Origin of the sequence: Paenibacillus sp. MMS18-CY102 (assembly GCF_009789195.1) — a bacterium.
Taxonomy (GTDB): Bacteria; Bacillota; Bacilli; order Paenibacillales; family Paenibacillaceae; genus Paenibacillus_T.
Genome location: NZ_WSTC01000027.1, coordinates 45,011 through 60,254, shown reverse-complemented (window position 1 = coordinate 60,254; position 15,244 = coordinate 45,011). Strand labels below are relative to the sequence as shown.

Annotated in this window: 15 protein-coding genes; 1 reads left to right on the top strand and 14 read right to left on the bottom strand. The window is 51.8% G+C overall.

Features of this window, described 5'->3' with window-relative positions; all coding sequences use genetic code 11:
- Positions 1 to 307 precede the first annotated feature (307 nt).
- The 6 genes from GON22_RS18960 to GON22_RS18935 form a co-directional block, all read right to left on the bottom strand.
- Entirely contained in the window at positions 308 to 1,918 is a 1,611-nt protein-coding gene (locus GON22_RS18960; RefSeq protein ID WP_160397684.1) for a glycoside hydrolase family 26 protein, read from the bottom strand.
- 165 nt (positions 1,919 to 2,083) lie between these two features.
- Entirely contained in the window at positions 2,084 to 4,105 is a 2,022-nt protein-coding gene (ftsH, locus tag GON22_RS18955; protein WP_160397683.1) for an ATP-dependent zinc metalloprotease FtsH, read from the bottom strand.
- 107 nt (positions 4,106 to 4,212) lie between these two features.
- A complete protein-coding gene (gene hpt, locus GON22_RS18950) occupies positions 4,213 to 4,752 on the bottom strand; it encodes a hypoxanthine phosphoribosyltransferase (protein WP_160397682.1) in 540 nt (179 codons plus the stop codon).
- 176 nt (positions 4,753 to 4,928) lie between these two features.
- On the bottom strand, positions 4,929 to 6,371 hold the full coding sequence (gene tilS, locus GON22_RS18945) for a tRNA lysidine(34) synthetase TilS (RefSeq protein WP_160397681.1): 1,443 nt from the start codon (positions 6,369 to 6,371) through the stop codon (positions 4,929 to 4,931).
- Positions 6,372 to 6,455: 84 nt separating this feature from the next.
- On the bottom strand, positions 6,456 to 7,391 hold the full coding sequence (locus tag GON22_RS18940; protein ID WP_160397680.1) for a protein kinase domain-containing protein: 936 nt from the start codon (positions 7,389 to 7,391) through the stop codon (positions 6,456 to 6,458).
- On the bottom strand, positions 7,375 to 8,100 hold the full coding sequence (locus tag GON22_RS18935) for a VWA domain-containing protein (protein WP_006038125.1): 726 nt from the start codon (positions 8,098 to 8,100) through the stop codon (positions 7,375 to 7,377). The genes GON22_RS18940 and GON22_RS18935 overlap by 17 nt, the downstream gene beginning before the upstream one ends.
- A 196-nt stretch (positions 8,101 to 8,296) precedes the next feature.
- Here GON22_RS18935 and GON22_RS18930 point away from each other — a divergent pair, with 196 nt between their 5' ends.
- Positions 8,297 to 8,635 (top strand): YrdB family protein, encoded by a 339-nt coding sequence (locus GON22_RS18930; RefSeq protein ID WP_160397679.1) that lies wholly within the window; start codon positions 8,297 to 8,299, stop codon positions 8,633 to 8,635.
- 220 nt (positions 8,636 to 8,855) lie between these two features.
- On the opposite strand, the gene spoIIE is transcribed toward GON22_RS18930, so the two are convergent.
- From spoIIE to GON22_RS18890, 8 genes are all read right to left on the bottom strand, one after another.
- Complete coding sequence (gene spoIIE, locus GON22_RS18925; protein WP_237179244.1) at positions 8,856 to 11,297, bottom strand: stage II sporulation protein E; 2,442 nt, start codon at positions 11,295 to 11,297, stop codon at positions 8,856 to 8,858.
- Positions 11,298 to 11,709: 412 nt separating this feature from the next.
- A complete protein-coding gene (locus GON22_RS18920) occupies positions 11,710 to 12,195 on the bottom strand; it encodes a S1 domain-containing RNA-binding protein (protein WP_160397678.1) in 486 nt (161 codons plus the stop codon).
- A 126-nt stretch (positions 12,196 to 12,321) separates the two neighbouring features.
- Positions 12,322 to 12,633 (bottom strand): FtsB family cell division protein, encoded by a 312-nt coding sequence (locus tag GON22_RS18915; protein WP_160397677.1) that lies wholly within the window; start codon positions 12,631 to 12,633, stop codon positions 12,322 to 12,324.
- A 20-nt stretch (positions 12,634 to 12,653) separates the two neighbouring features.
- Entirely contained in the window at positions 12,654 to 13,274 is a 621-nt protein-coding gene (yabQ, locus tag GON22_RS18910; protein ID WP_160397676.1) for a spore cortex biosynthesis protein YabQ, read from the bottom strand.
- On the bottom strand, positions 13,271 to 13,573 hold the full coding sequence (yabP, locus tag GON22_RS18905; RefSeq protein WP_006038131.1) for a sporulation protein YabP: 303 nt from the start codon (positions 13,571 to 13,573) through the stop codon (positions 13,271 to 13,273). Before yabP ends, yabQ begins: the two co-directional genes overlap by 4 nt.
- A gap of 56 nt (positions 13,574 to 13,629) precedes the next feature.
- Positions 13,630 to 14,151: a phage tail protein gene (locus GON22_RS18900; protein WP_160397675.1), complete on the bottom strand. Its 522-nt coding sequence runs from the start codon at positions 14,149 to 14,151 to the stop codon at positions 13,630 to 13,632.
- A gap of 20 nt (positions 14,152 to 14,171) precedes the next feature.
- Entirely contained in the window at positions 14,172 to 14,672 is a 501-nt protein-coding gene (locus GON22_RS18895; RefSeq protein ID WP_160397674.1) for a phage tail protein, read from the bottom strand.
- 50 nt (positions 14,673 to 14,722) lie between these two features.
- On the bottom strand, positions 14,723 to 15,235 hold the full coding sequence (locus GON22_RS18890) for a phage tail protein (protein ID WP_160397673.1): 513 nt from the start codon (positions 15,233 to 15,235) through the stop codon (positions 14,723 to 14,725).
- Between the last annotated feature and the right edge of the window lie 9 nt (positions 15,236 to 15,244).

The window sequence follows — 15,244 nt, the reverse complement described above, 5'->3', positions numbered from 1 at the left end:
TGATGTACTTTGTGAATTCGTGCACATACTTAGCCGCCGTATCGTTTATAGTGTGAACAAATCATGTCTGTTTCATTGATTAAGTTTAAATGTACACGGGGCAGCGTGGGCTGTCAATTGCTAGAGTAAGCCATTTGGTGCGTTCGGCCGCTATTTGGAGCAGTTGGCGCAAGAGAACGGCAGAAACCCGCCGAATATTACCTATTCCAAGGCAGTGAGTTGAAAAGATAACAAGCCGAGCGGCTGAAGCGCCATCTCCACGAAATGGCGCCGCACCCTTGTCCCGACAAAAATAAGCTCAAAATGTTTACTTCACGGTAACCAGCAGCTTTTGCGCCGTTGCAAGCTTGCCGCCTGTATCATATGCCTTAACAACGATTGTAATCGTCTTGCCTTTGTACAACGCAAAGTTAATAGAAGCCTTCCAAGGCAGCTGTGTAGCCGTGGCGACAGCCTTCCCGCCGATCTCATAGGTTACTTTGCTGAGCATTGGCGTCCATGTCTTCACATACGCTGACACTTTCTGAGCGCTCGCCTCCACGGTTGCACCACTGATTTTGCGATAGGCAATCGGAGACTCGTCGCCGACCGTACTCAAGTAGAACGGGCTGGCAATCGATTGCTTATATGCATCAAGCAGCTTCGCATTTGCAGAGAGCATATAATATTTGACCCGATTAGAAGCATCATGATTGCTATCGAAGTAAAAGATTCCCTTAACCTTCGGATACACCATAGGGAGCGTCATATAAAACTGTTTCAGCTGGTAGCTCGACCACGCCGTCTTATCCTGCAGCTTCTCCGGGTACATATACGAAACACCGCCTTCCGAAATAAACACAGGCTTACGTGCCGCATACAGCTTATAAATTAAATCAAACTTATCGAGATGGCTGGAACGGTCCTCACCCTTCTTCAGCGGATCGAGGGTTGGGTTGAAGATCGTATACAAGCTAACCCCCACCCAGTCCACATAAGCATCTCCTGGGTAATAATCTTGAATGTTATATTCCGGAATTTGGCCAGGCGCCCATACCATTACTGCATTGTTTGGAGCTGCCTTATGAATTGCGTCAGCGACAAGGCGAAACTTCTCGATGTACAATTTCGGATTGCCATTCCATGGCACCCAATCGCCATTCATCTCATTCGCAAAGCGAACGAAGATCGGAATGCCAGCATCAGCGATCTCTTGCGCGAACTGGTGCAAATACTCATTATCCTGTACTTGGCCTAGCCCCTTAGTGGGCTGAATGCCAAGCTGTATTGCGGTTCCGTTAGCCTTAGCTTCCTCGATGTGGCTCCTCAATGTGGAAAGCGGATTGCCGTACGTAAAATATAATAAATAAGCCGCATGCTTCTTGCCCGTCATCTGCGGGAAACCTTCTGTATAAAAAGGATTGCTCGTCTTGGCGTTATGAACCTTCGGATCGAGCTCTGCATAAGCGCCAATCAATGCGCCATTCTTCGGCTCAAATATCGCATTATGGTAGTTTGCATTGCCAAGCTTCGCTGCATCCGCCTCTACGAACAGCTGCGCGCTGCTGCGAAGCGCGTCTGCTTTACGCTTAGCTGCAATACTGATTTGGGTCTGGCCGATCTTGCCCGCATACAACGCCTCTAAATCCCAGCTTGCTACGGCGTCGTCGTACATAGCTAAATTCGAATAATCTTCACCGATATTACGATAGATGTTAGACGCATTGCCATATTGCTGCGTCTTCACAAACTCAGCGGCAATGATTTTATATTTCTCAATCGCCTCTTTGTACTTCCCCTTGGCATCCAATTGCTGCGCTTCCTTATAAATGCCCCATACATTCAGCGCAAACGCCTTTCCTCCCGGAATGACCGTTACTGCTAGCAGTGCTGCAACAACGAACAATAAGGCAGCCTTCCATTTCTTCTGGCTTAACATGCACCGTTCCCCCGATACTAGTTCTTATTACTCAACCTGAATAATAGGACAATTTTACCACGGTGATGTTGAGGACTTAAAGCATTTTTATCCTAATGAGCAAAAAGACCCAGCCTCCAATGCGAATGCCGCATAGGGAAAGCCGGGTCTTCTTCGTATAATAGCTTACGCGTTCCGGTCTGGTCCGCCCTCGCCATTTCCATCATCTTCGCCATTGTCAGCCGTATCGTCTGCCAGAGGAGCCGCTTCGTCAGCTTCCTTCGACTGGATACGAACCTTAACGCCGCCGACTGTATCAATTCGTACGTCTGCATTTGATTCCTGAGGAATCGTCTCGCCTTCAGGAAGGTCGCCATCGATGGCGCCCGTCTCGATCAAACGTTTGATCTGCTCAAGCTCAAGCGTCTCTTCGCTAAGCAGCGTCTGTGCGATCAGGTGCATCTCTTTGGTCTTCTCTATCAGCAGGTTCTTCGCACGCGTGTAGCATTCGTTAATCATGCGTTGCATTTCTTGGTCAATTTGGTACGCAATCGTATCCGAGTAGTTCTGCTCGTGACCAATGTCACGGCCGAGGAATACTTGGCCTTGCGTGCTGCCAAATTGCATCGGCCCGAGCTTCTCGCTCATTCCGTATTCCATAATCATGCTGCGCACGATGCTCGTTGCTTGCTTAAAGTCGCTGTAAGCGCCTGTACCGATTTCACCGATAAACAATTCCTCGGCTACACGGCCGCCAAGCAAGCCTGTAACTTTGTCGAGCAACTCTTGCTTCGTGACGAGCATCCGATCTTCCTTCGGCATCATGATGACGTAACCGCCAGCTTTGCCGCGAGGGATAATCGTTACTTTATGGACAGCATCCGCATGCTCCAGGAAGTAACCAACGATTGTATGGCCCGCTTCATGGTAAGCAACAATGCGCTTCTCGCGATCACTGATAACACGGCTGCGCTTCTCAGTACCTACGATAACGCGGTCGATTGCTTCATCAACTTCGACCATCGCGATGTCTTTCTTATTGCGGCGAGCCGCAAGGAGCGCTGCTTCGTTCAACAGGTTTTCAAGGTCTGCACCCGTAAAGCCTGTCGTACGCTTCGCGATAATGTCAAGCTTAACATCCTTGGCCATCGGTTTATTGCGTGCGTGCACTTTCAGTACCGCTTCGCGCCCTTTCACATCTGGACGGTCAACCGTGATTTGGCGGTCGAAACGTCCTGGACGGAGAAGCGCCGGGTCCAAAATATCTGGCCGGTTCGTCGCTGCGACGATAATAATGCCCTCGTTCGCGCCGAAGCCGTCCATTTCGACGAGCAACTGGTTGAGCGTTTGCTCGCGCTCGTCATGCCCGCCGCCAAGGCCTGCGCCACGTTGACGGCCAACAGCGTCAATCTCGTCAATAAAGATAATGCAAGGGGCATTCTTCTTCGCATTCTCGAACAAGTCGCGAACACGCGATGCGCCAACCCCGACGAACATTTCAACAAAGTCTGAACCTGAGATGCTGAAGAACGGTACGCCAGCTTCGCCTGCAACAGCGCGTGCAAGCAACGTTTTGCCGGTACCTGGAGGGCCAACGAGCAGTACACCCTTCGGAATACGGGCGCCAACCGCTGCGAACTTGCGAGGGTCCTTCAAGAATTCAACGACCTCGACAAGCTCTTGCTTCTCTTCGTCCGCACCCGCCACGTCTTCGAACGTGACGCGCTTCTTCTCTTCGTTGTACAGCCGCGCACGGCTTTTGCCAAAGTTCATCACTTTGCCGCCGCCGCCCTGCGCCTGATTCATCAGGAAGAAGAAGAGGATAAAGATGATCACGAAAGGAATGATCGATGTCAGGAACGTGAGCCAAATGCTCTCGCCCTTCATCTTCTTATATTTGATTTGAATGTTGTGCTGCTCTGCTTGCTCGTTGATTTCCTTCGTTACGAATTCATCAACGTTAGTGCGGGTATAGAATTTTTTTGCGTTGGCTTCCGGCGGGTTTTTATATTCACCAGTGACCAAATAGGAGTAGCCATCAAATTGTAGTTCTAAGCTTGCAATGTTGTCCGTTTTGAGTGCTTTCCGGAACTCATCGTATCGAATTTGCGACGATGAGTCATTTTGGCTGCTGATAAATTGGACAATCCCCACGGTCACCAAAAAAATGAGTAAATAAAATCCAGTGTTTCGGATGATTCGATTCATCCCCAACCTCCTCTCGAGACGCTTTAAATATTTTACCATAGCATGACTTTCCTTCACAACAATGCGGGAAGGCCGCCATGCTAGAGGCGAATCGCTAAGAAAATGACTTACTTGGTGTAGACTTCACGCTTCAAAATGCCGACGAATGGCAAGTTGCGGTAGTGTTCAGCGTAATCGAGGCCGTAACCTACGATGAATTCGTCTGGCAAGCTGAAGCCTTTGTAATCAGCTTCAAGATCAACCGTACGGCGCGCGGGCTTGTCGAACAGCGTAACGACTGTAACCGACTTCGCGTTGCGGCGTTCCAGCACGTCGATCAAGTAGCTGAGCGTCAGGCCGCTGTCGATAATATCTTCAACGATTAGCACCTCGCGCCCTTCAACCGTAACGTCGAGATCCTTAATGATCTTTACGACGCCCGACGACTTGGTCGAAGCTCCATAGCTGGAGACCGCCATGAAGTCGATCTCTAGAGGGATGCTTAATTGTTTAACCAGATCTGACATAAATATAAACGCGCCTTTCAAAACGCAGATAACGAGAGGATTGCGCCCTTCAAAATCTTGGCTGAGCTGTTCGCCCAGTTCCTTGACTTTATTCTGAATGGTCTCTGCGTCGAACAATACTTCCTGGATATCTTTTAGCAAATTGAATCCTCCTAAAGATTATGCGTCTGCTCTGGTCAATATTAGACCAGATATGCAGCATAAGCTGCCTCGTAAGCATACGCTTTGATTATGCGTCTGATCGCAGCATAAGCTGCTCCAGTCCCTCGCCCTAGGCTTGGGCCTATAACTTATATGTATGATCGTACAAGGGCTGCTTATTCAATGTTCGTCTCAATTGGTGATGCATGCACGCGCAAAACGTTCATTGTTGCCGCGCCTATCGAAGCGATTGCCGACCGCCTCGCTCCCGGAATCCAGAGCACCTGCCCTTCTGCATCGACAAGCAGCGGAATTCGGTCTCGCTCAGAGGAAGGCACCTTCAGATCAACGAACATATCTTGCACCTTTTTGGTGCCGTTTAGTCCAATTACGCGCATCCGGTCGCCCGGACGCCGATTGCGAACGGTTAGAGGGAACACAAGCTGATCCGCATCGAATGCGGCATGATAGGGCCCTCGTTCTGCTGCTACGGCTGAAAGCGTCAGCCGAAACGACATTCCCCCCTCTGGAACATTTACCGTTCCTTCCACTCCTGAAATCCCGTACGCATAAGGCGGACAAGGCCTTAGCTGCTTGCTATGCAAGCCTGACCATCTCAATGCATCGTACGTTCGCACGAAGACTGTACCATTGCCAGCATCCATACGCCAAGTCGTAGGAGATAGCGCAAGAGCAGCGGTTCGCATCGATTCAATCCGCTCAAAATCCGCCGTCTCCGGCAGCTTCATGCCAGCTGTTTCCAATGTGAGATAATCTAATATTAGTTTAATCAATCTTCTTTGTAAAGCGACGGGGAGACCAATGAAATCCGCCCGATCCACCTCGCAATCCGTCCCCTTCGAGCAGGTAACCAGCTGTCCAAAAACACGTGCCGCCTCGCCTTGCATCCACTGGTCTTCTCCAGATGCCAGCTCAGCAAGCCGATTAAACGAAGCCGGCAATTGCGGGTTGAATTGGGTCAAATAAGGCATGACATCCAAGCGAATTTCGTTGCGAAAATAGTCCCTTCTCTCATTGCTGCTGTCAGTAACATAGGGAATACCGTAGTGTGAGATGTAACGAAAAATATCCGTCTTGTACATACGCAGCATCGGGCGGATAAGTTCCACGTTTTTATCCAGCCGTTTTGGCTGCATGCCGGCGAGCCCTCCGGTTCCCGTTCCGCGCAGCAAACGCATCAGCACCGTCTCTGCCTGGTCATCGGCGTGGTGGGCAAGAGCGATCCGCTTCGCCCCATGCTGCGAGGCAATCTGGTGCAAAAATTCATAACGCCGCACTCTCGATGCGAGTTGGCCATTCATTCCTGTTTCTTCTATATATGTCGGCATATCCAGCTTAATCGACTCGAAGGCTACCCCTAGCTCTGAAGCGAAAGCACGAACCTGCTCCCCTTCAGCCGCAGATTCCGCGCCCCTGAAGCCATGATCCACATGCGCGGCCACAAGCGACAGCCTATCATCCACGGCGGCCCGATGCAGGAGGTGAAGCAGCATCATGGAATCAGGGCCACCGGATACCGCGACAACAATAGCATCGCCTTGTTGCCATAAATGATCTGCATCTCTCGCTGCGATCAATTGCTTCATCCACTCATCCATTGCCCTCATACTCCTTCAATAAACGCCCGCTCCGGGCAAACATGACTCGCATTCTGCTATTCGCCTTCAATCGCTGCTGCCATCCTACCATTCGAGCCATAGCAGCCAAATAATTGCCGCTCCTGCCACGCCTGCCGACAGCATGAATAGCCCTTTCATCCAACCAGGTACAGGCGGGCTGCTCTTCATCGTTCCCGAACGGCTTACCAGCCGCTGCCATGAAGCCGCCGCTTCACGCGCATTCGCGAAGCGCCCCGCCATCGCATCGCTAAGCCAGCCCATGAACGGGCGAAGCGCCGGCTGCAGCTGTGCAAGCCGGAGCAGTTCTTCCGGCGAGCGATTTTGGGGAAGAAGCTGATGCGAGAGTTGCAGCAAGCGCTTGCTATCATGCAGCTGAATGCATAGCACAGCGAACGAGAATAGGTCATAGCCGCTATCCGCCATGCGCTTGCCAGCATTCCAGTAGCCTCGGTCGTAAATTTCGGTAAACTGGCGAACCCCTTTGCCGAACCCGGTTACGCCGCCATAATCAACCAGCTCCACCCGGCCATATTCGGCAACGAGTATATTTTCCACTTTCAAATCGCCGAACGACCAGCCCGCTTCATGGAGCTCAGACAGTTTGCGCAGCAAATTATACCCTACTAAAGGGAACCACTCCGCCCCTTCTCTAGCCAAGTAGCCGGCCAGCGTCACCCCGCGTACATAACGCATTACATAGAAAGGGAACTCCTGCCCATCGGGCGTAATCAAATCATCTACATCGACAAGAAACGGCTCGGTATCCGGCCGTTTCATTCGTCTCTGCAAGTCCAGCGACTGCAACACATTGATTTCGGATTGAAGGTCGACCGCGTCTGCACCGGCTTTCAGCGCATACCACTCTTTATCACGCTGCACAAGGTACACCTTGCCGTTTGCGCCTTCTCCCAGCATCCGCTCGATGCGATAATGTTTGCCCTTCCACTTGCCAGTGACGGCCGATCCGCGGCCAAGGGTGAATTTAAACGACGTAGTCACTCATCATCCCGTCCGTTTCATCTCTACTCTTTCTACCATAATCCCCTTGGCGGTAAAAATCAATGACGGACATAATCGCCGGGCCGGTCGGCGTCGTGCCGCGCATCTGTAATTTAGGGAAGATCGATTGGACACCGCCGAGGTTATCCGTCCAATCCAGGTCGAGCGTACAATCCTCGCCATAAGCCGATCCCGGAAAATGAAACACCGACAGCTCGCTGGCTCCCTGCCGCGATTGGAGGCTTAACATCAGGTCGCGAATCGCTTCTTCTACAGCCGCAAGCTTCGGCTTCATGCTCGCGCTCGCATCAATTAACAATGCGACACGCAGCTTGGATGTCTCGCCCAGCTCATCGATCACGCGCACGACTTCCCCGCGTTTCTCCGGCGGCAGCGATTCGATCGACGTTTGCCCGAACACCTGCTTTAACTCCTTCTGCACCGCCATCTGTATCGTCTGCACAACCGTCTTGCGCGTCATCATTTGCACCGTTTGCGAAAGCTGCTTTGTGTTAACGAGCCGGCTCATGCCGCCGCCCGCCCGAGCAATCTCCTCAATCTCCGTCGCGCCAAAATCGCCAACATCGCCTCTGTCGACCACGCCGACAACGTTCACCGTTATCGCTTCCGCATGTGCATGCGCTGCCGCCACAACTGGACTAACGCCGACATTGGAGCAACCGTCTGTAATAAGTAGAATTTGTTTCACTAAGATTCCCTCCTCCGTTAAAGTGGGCAACATCAACAGCTCTGTGCCTTGCGACTCTATTCATCTCTCTAGCAGTTTTGCCGGGAATGCCAGATTTTAGACGCAAATGCTGCCCATTGACAAAACTAATGTCATTAGTTGTATTAAAACTAATAACATTAGTTTTTTTGTCGACTCGCATAGAGGAGGAACTATTTTGGCTATTTTACTCATCCTGAATCTCGGCCTTACATTCATCCTAGAGCTATGTGCCGTTGCTGCGCTTGGGTACTGGGGTTTTCAAGCAGGTTCAAATCTGCCGCTACGCCTTATATTAGGGCTTGGTGCGCCAACGCTCATGGTCCTCGTATGGGGTACGTATCTATCGCCCAAAGCTTCGATTCCGGTCGAAGGCGCATGGAAGGCACTTATGATAGCCATCGTATTCGCGCTCGCAGCCTTAGCACTGTATGCAGCCGGGCACCCGACGATCGCCGTTTGGTTTTTCGCCATCTTCCTCCTCAATTACATGATCAATGTGTTAGCCGGCCAATAACAATAAAGGCATGCCAATAAAACTCTGCAACCGCCTTATTCCAAAGCGTGTCGCGAGCTTATTGGCATAGCCTTATGGCATAAGTTGGCTTGCACGCGAATGGGCGCGCTTGGCCATGGCGACAGGTATCTTTACACACGTCCGTTCTATGTCCCCCTTGCACCAGCAATTCTAGTTATCTTTTCTCTCATGCGCCTCTACTTCCGTTCACTCCCTCAACTTAACTCACCGTCCTCGGGCGCTCGAAGCGCGGAATGCCTGTCCAACGGAATGTTGCCCATTCCGGCTGATGCTTGTCCACACGCGCTACAACAACGGTCATGTCATCGATAATCTCCCCTTCGTGATGGCGCACTACCCGATCCAGCAGCGCATCTGCAATTTCTTGTGGTTCCGTCACACTAATCTCCTGAATAATTCGCTTCATCCACATCTCCTTGTTCACTGCATGCCCTGGCGCATCGTAGATGCCGTCCGTCATCATAATGAGCGTATCGCCCGGCTGGAGCTGCATCGTAATGAGATCCACATCAATATCTTGCAAAATCCCGATCGGCAAATTGTTTGCCGTAACCGGAATAACCTCCTGTCCACGTTTAATGAAGCTCGGCGTTGAGCCAATCTTAAGGAAAGTCGTCTTCGCCGTGTACATATCGATCAATGCGACATCCACCGTCGCGAACACCTCGTCAGGCGAACGCAGCAGCAGGACCGAATTAACCGATTTGATCGCAAGGCGCTCATCCATCCCCGACTGCAGCAGCTGTTGCAAAATGGTTAGCGCCGTGCTGCTCTCCAGCCGCGCACGCTCGCCATTGCCCATACCGTCGCTGATCGCGACTGCAAATTTGCCATTGCCGAGCTCAATGGTGCTAAAGCTATCTCCCGACAGCAAGTCACCGCCCTTGGCCAGTCCAGCAACACCTGTCTCCACCTCGAACTCTTTCGCGGAACCGAACGTCACGAGTGCTGGCGATCCCTGCCGCTCTGGGTAACGCTCTGCTTTCACGGCAATGTGTTCGCCCAAAATGTCCGTCAACAACGGCGCAATTATTTTACGGCATTCGTCATACCCCCTCGCGAATGTATGGTAGACCTCAATCTCTACATTACCCTCCTCCAAATTAATGATGTCGATGCTCTGGATCGACAAGCCGAGCCCCTCCAGCGCTTCACGAATCTGCTCCTCCTGCAGATGAAGCGTCTGGCCTTCCCGCTTAATCTCTTTCGCTAAGTCCTCCATGACCTGCGACACGCCGGACAACTGGTCGGCGACGAGCTGCCTGGAGTCGATAATTTGCTTCTTCCAATGACGGTCGTTTTTGTATAGCTCGTATTGCTGCTGCATAACGCCGAGCACCTGCTGCGGCTTGACGCAATGCGCCGTCCACGACTTGGGCATCTCTTTGGTCGATGGCTTCCGCCCCTCCTCTACTGTGGTCATCATATCAGTCATCAGCTTATAGGTTTGATAAAACTTCGCTTCCCAGCACATGCCTCGGCGGTGGCAGGTCTGGCAACTTTTTTCCGCAACTGCGTTCATAAAATGGTTAAATTCTTCTTCGCGCTTCACCGCCTCCACTGCGCCATTAAGTTGGCCGAAACTCTTGGACAGTTGGCGGAACACCTCCGAAAACTGCTCCACCCGCTCCGCTGTCACTTGCCTTACCCGCCTTGCGTATTCATGCTGTGACTTCACATGCTCTTGCGTTCCCGGCACGAACCGAGCGATCGTTCGAATCATAATCTTCGGCGTGAGCATGAACAGCACCGCGGCAGCGATTGACTCATACGTGGAAGCCATTACATCCGCTTGGCTTCCAATGTATACGGATAAAATCGATGTGCCGAGCAGCATGCCGAATGCGACAGCCATTTTGCCACCCTCTCGCATTAGCCCTGCCAGCATTCCCGCGAATGCAAGCAAGCTCATCTGCACGATGGCATTAAAATCAGCAAGACTCAGGATCAGTCCGGCAACAACCCCGACCGACGCGCCCAGAGGCGCCCCACCTGCCAGTGCAAACAACAGCAGCATATACCGCGACGTCACATGTTCTGCGGATAAGCCATACACCCCCCAACCGACAGCGCCGGTCATAATAGATGCCATGAGAATCATTAAGCATATAATCTCTTCATGCCGCAGCCCGCTCGTTTTCTTCGTCATGGTGAGAACCGGAATGGCTTGAACGAAGACAAGGGTTAGGACGAAGGATAATGAAGCCTCCACGACAATCATCATAAGATCGTACCAGCCGAGGCTGTTATGGATAAACGCCCCGAATAACTGGACAAGCAAGGTTGACGTGAAGACGAGAAGCGGTGCGTACGATAACTCTGCGCGCTCATAAGCTTCTAGCCCTTTCAGAAGCAAGAAGACGACCGCAAGCTCCATCGCGATGGGACCCGGTGAGGGAGTGACCGCGAAGAAGCTTCCAGCGACGAGCGCTACGCCCGCCCAAAAGCATACATCCCGTCGCAAAAAGTACAAGACGGCGAAATAGGCAGCGGCAAACGGCATCAAAGATTCAAGAATGACAGCTCGTCCAAGCAAGAAACCGACGACTAGAAGAAGGATCGTCCACTTCTTAGCAGCAAGCAGCTGAATCAATTTGCGTCCAGCCGCCCAGTCGCGGCCTTTGCGTACGGCTTCCTGCATAGCTGCCGCGCCTGCTTGCTGAACATTTGGAAACATGACCAGCTTGTTCTTCTCTTTCACGGGACACACCACCATTTCCGAGTTATTGTGTTTTTCATTATAGAGGCCTGTCCTCATGAAGTTTGTCAGAAAGCGTTCCCACCAAAAAGTTTTTTCCGACAAAACGTCCGCTGCGCCGCGCTCGTGTCGGGAACGCGTTCTTTCAAGCCCCGTCTAGGTTTAGCACCTAGATCCCCACCAATGCAACTCGCCATCTTGGCGGAAAGCGCCGACATCCGCATGGCGAATCACCGTTCCCTGTTGTCGGGAATACTGGACTTTCAGGGGAAAGTTTTTGGAATACGCCACAAAACGCAAAAAAAGCAGAACCACGAAGGTTCTGCTTTTCACTCGCCTATTCATTCGATGCTGATTATACCCGCTTGGCTCCGCGTCCACCGCGTTTGCCCTCGGTGTTCTTCTTGAGGGAAGAGATGCGTTCCTCGCTGTCTTTCAGGAAGCGCGACATTTTGTCTTCGAATGACGGTTTTCCGTACGGCGCTTTACCAGAGGATGACTTGAAAGGACGTCCGCCGCGGTCTTGTCCGCCACCGCCACCACCGCCACGATTGAATCCACCTGCGCGCGGTTCGCGTTGCTGAGGTGCTGGCTGGCCTTCTGGCCGATCAATAGCCTGCTTAATGGATAATCCGATCTTGCCGTCTTTGTCGACATTAATGACTTTCACCTTGACGACGTCTTCTAGCTTTAGGTGATCCTTTACGTCCTTAACGTAGTTGTCGGCGATCTCGGAGATGTGTACAAGCCCCGTAACGCCCCCAGACAGATCAACAAATGCTCCGAAATGCGTAATGCCTGTCACTTTACCCTCTAACTTAGCGCCCACTTCAATTGCCATAAAAGAAAACGTTCCTCCCTAAGGAATATACATGACGGTCTCTATTGAGACCTTACTACTGTAATTATAACGTAACGTAGAAAGCAAGGTCAACAGACGAAGAACCCGATTTATAAGGGCCGTCGACTATTCTGCTAACTGAATCACTTTCTCGCCATCGCGTACCATCCCTTGTTGGCTCGCCAGCTGCCCAATATACTCGGGATCATGAAGCCGGTCAATCTCTTGCTTGAGATCAGCCAACTGCTTCTCAGCAGCCGCCTTCTTGACCTTCACTTCAGATAAACGCTGTGATGCAACGCCTCGGCTATGCTCCTGGTTGATTAGCGTATACAATGCCCAACATGCGAAAATTATAACAAAGGCAAGCCATAGCCGCTTGCGCCGCTTCGTTCCGGCGGGTGCCGCACTAGCCGCTTGCTGTCTCACATTCGCCATGAACACTGCACCACCTTTCGTCAGGAAGATCGGCCGAACGTTCGCTTCCACCACCCGGCTACATGGCCGATAAGCTTAGATGCCTTCGCTTGAAGCTCCCAGCTTGCAATTACGGGTTGAAGGCGCTTGGCAACAGGTCGCCACAGTGGGCGGAACAGCCAACGCGCTAGAAGCCAGAACGGACGGATCAATTGTATCACAATTTTGCAAGAGAAAATAGTGAGGGCTGCCAAAAACCCAATCAGCACCTTCGCCAGCTTGTACAACACAAGCAGCGGACGAATGATGAATAGGTCAAACAAGCGGATAACCAAGCCGATTAGATACCGGACCGCTTGAATCAGCCAACGAACGGAAGCGATAACAGAACGGCTTAACATCAAGAAGTAGACGACTACGCCGATTACAAGCCCTAGAAACACGTACGCCCGCACCTCGCCATCGTTGCCGGCGGACAAGACTTGAAACACGACTAGCGTTGCTGCCGCCCAATAGAGCAGGTCGAACAAGGGAAGTGTCCACTTCGCGAAACGAAGCTCATGCGATACGACGCGATACCCGTCGAAGACGATCCCCATGCCGATGCCGGACAGCAGCATCAGTCCCAATGTGAGCCACTGTTCATTAAGCGTGAGATTCACTTGAACAGCTTCCCAAACAGCCCTTTGGTTTTCGTCTGCGGCGTTCCATCCAGATAGGCGAGCGAATGGATAAGCCCTTCAATAGCGACAAGCCCTTGCTCTAGGCTAAGATGCTTCATATGCAGGTTCTGGCCGCGAATCGTCAGAAACCCAAGATCTGTCTCTAGCAAAAACTCTTCGCTGTCAAAACTATCTACATTGCGCACACCCGTCAATTCAAGCAGCTTGCGATTGTGCATCGTCATCTCTTGTCGCTCGGACCGCTCTGGCCGCTTAGGCCCCTTCCCTTGCTCCAACATAGCCGCGTCCCCTCCTTCGAGACTAGCCTATGAAGGAGGGGACGCTATTAGAACTGCTATGGACGTTGCGGGAAAATGCCTTGCAGAGCAATGATGTAGTTAACAGCAATATAAGGCTGCATGTTGTTATGCGGCTGAGTGCCGCCTGTTGGTTGCAAAGCAAGGGGGTGCATTGCAGCATTCGGTGCTGCCTCCGTATACAACTGCGTTCCGGTCCGGCTAGAAGAGCCCCAGCCAGCATTATCCGGTTGCGTGGTTGTTGCCGCTTGCCCCCCCTTCGCTGTATGCGTATGTGCAGGGATTTCTGTTTGCAGAAGCGTCACAGTTGCTTCCCCTGCCTGCTCGCCTTGATCACGCAAGGTCAAGCCGGGGCCTTGTCCATATTGCATAGGAGCACTCCCCATCAGATTAGGCAGAGCAAACGTGCTTTTGCCGTCTCCGCCGTACATCGTGCCCAATAAGGAGAACAAAGCTGTGTATCGCTGGATTGGAAGAAGTTGACCGTTGCATAATGCCCAGTTATTCGGGGCAAAGCTGCCCGCAAACTGGCGAATTTCGCCTACAAATGGATCTGCCATCGATTATGCCTCCTCGTTGATTAGCCTCTGCTCGGGTAAATGCCTTGAACTGCAATACAATAGTTAAGCACCAAATAAGGCTGCATGTTGTTATGCGGTTGGCTGCCGCCAGTCACACTGATTGCCTCGCTTGACATTGCTTTATCAATAGTTGTCGCAAACGCGTTAGCTTTGCTCCCAGGCACTGCCCAGGTCATGCCCGCCGCTGTCTTTGAAGTTGCATCTCCGCTATTAGCCAAAACGCCATGGTTGTGGGCTGGCATCTCATTTAGCGTCAGCGTGTGGTTCTCTTCCCCGCCAACCGTACCCAGCGGAATCGTATTGCTCGTACTTACTTGCACGCGCCCACGATAATCAGGCAATGCAAAATTCGTAGTTCCGTTTCCTCCATAGGCAGTGCCTAGAAGCGAAAACAAGGCTTGGTTGGTATTGATGGCCAGCAATTGCCCCATGCAGGGCATCCAGCCTTTAGGCGTAATGCCAAAACCGAACGCGCGGACTTCTCCCAAAAACGGTTCCATTCGAATACCTCCTAATAAATAATGTCAATACATCTCGTTGATGGCGGTTTCTAGCTTTGTGAAGGGAAAATGCCCACCGTAGCGATAATAAATCCGATCGCCAAGTACGGCATCATGTTATCATGTGGCTGGCTGCCGCCAGCAGCAGTAATCGCTGCTGCATTCAAGGGTTGCCCTGTAGCATCGGCCGGTGCATACCCTACAATCTCTCCCGTACCCCATACCGCACCAGCTGGCGTATTCTGAGTAGCCGCCGCAGATGCCCTTGGGATATGTGTGTGGGCTGGCATCTGATTCGTGATCAGCGTAACGCTTTCCGAACCCGCTGATTGGCCAATTACATAATTGCTTGCGCCCGGGCGCTGCCCTTGTCCAACCGGGAGCCTGCCGCGCAGATCAGGCAAACAGAACGTATTTACGCCATCGCCACCGTAAGTGGTGCCAAGCAGCATAAACAATACCTCATATTCCGAGATTGGCAACTGCCTGCCATCACAGAGCAACCACCCTACTGGTGCAAAATTTCCGCCGAACATCCGAATTTCTCCGACAAAATTTTCCATTGTGTCAAT

Bases quoted from the DNA above. Each gene is read 5' to 3' on its own strand.
- GON22_RS18960 (WP_160397684.1), bottom strand. From the start codon at position 1,918: ATGTTAAGCCAGAAGAAATGGAAGGCTGCCTTATTGTTCGTTGTTGCA.
- ftsH (WP_160397683.1), bottom strand. From the start codon at position 4,105: ATGAATCGAATCATCCGAAACACTGGATTTTATTTACTCATTTTTTTG.
- tilS (WP_160397681.1), bottom strand. From the start codon at position 6,371: ATGGATGAGTGGATGAAGCAATTGATCGCAGCGAGAGATGCAGATCAT.
- spoIIE (WP_237179244.1), bottom strand. From the start codon at position 11,297: ATGCAGGAAGCCGTACGCAAAGGCCGCGACTGGGCGGCTGGACGCAAA.
- GON22_RS18920 (WP_160397678.1), bottom strand. From the start codon at position 12,195: ATGGCAATTGAAGTGGGCGCTAAGTTAGAGGGTAAAGTGACAGGCATT.
- GON22_RS18915 (WP_160397677.1), bottom strand. From the start codon at position 12,633: ATGGCGAATGTGAGACAGCAAGCGGCTAGTGCGGCACCCGCCGGAACG.
- yabP (WP_006038131.1), bottom strand. From the start codon at position 13,573: ATGTTGGAGCAAGGGAAGGGGCCTAAGCGGCCAGAGCGGTCCGAGCGA.
- GON22_RS18900 (WP_160397675.1), bottom strand. From the start codon at position 14,151: ATGGCAGATCCATTTGTAGGCGAAATTCGCCAGTTTGCGGGCAGCTTT.
- GON22_RS18895 (WP_160397674.1), bottom strand. From the start codon at position 14,672: ATGGAACCGTTTTTGGGAGAAGTCCGCGCGTTCGGTTTTGGCATTACG.
- GON22_RS18890 (WP_160397673.1), bottom strand. From the start codon at position 15,235: ATGGAAAATTTTGTCGGAGAAATTCGGATGTTCGGCGGAAATTTTGCA.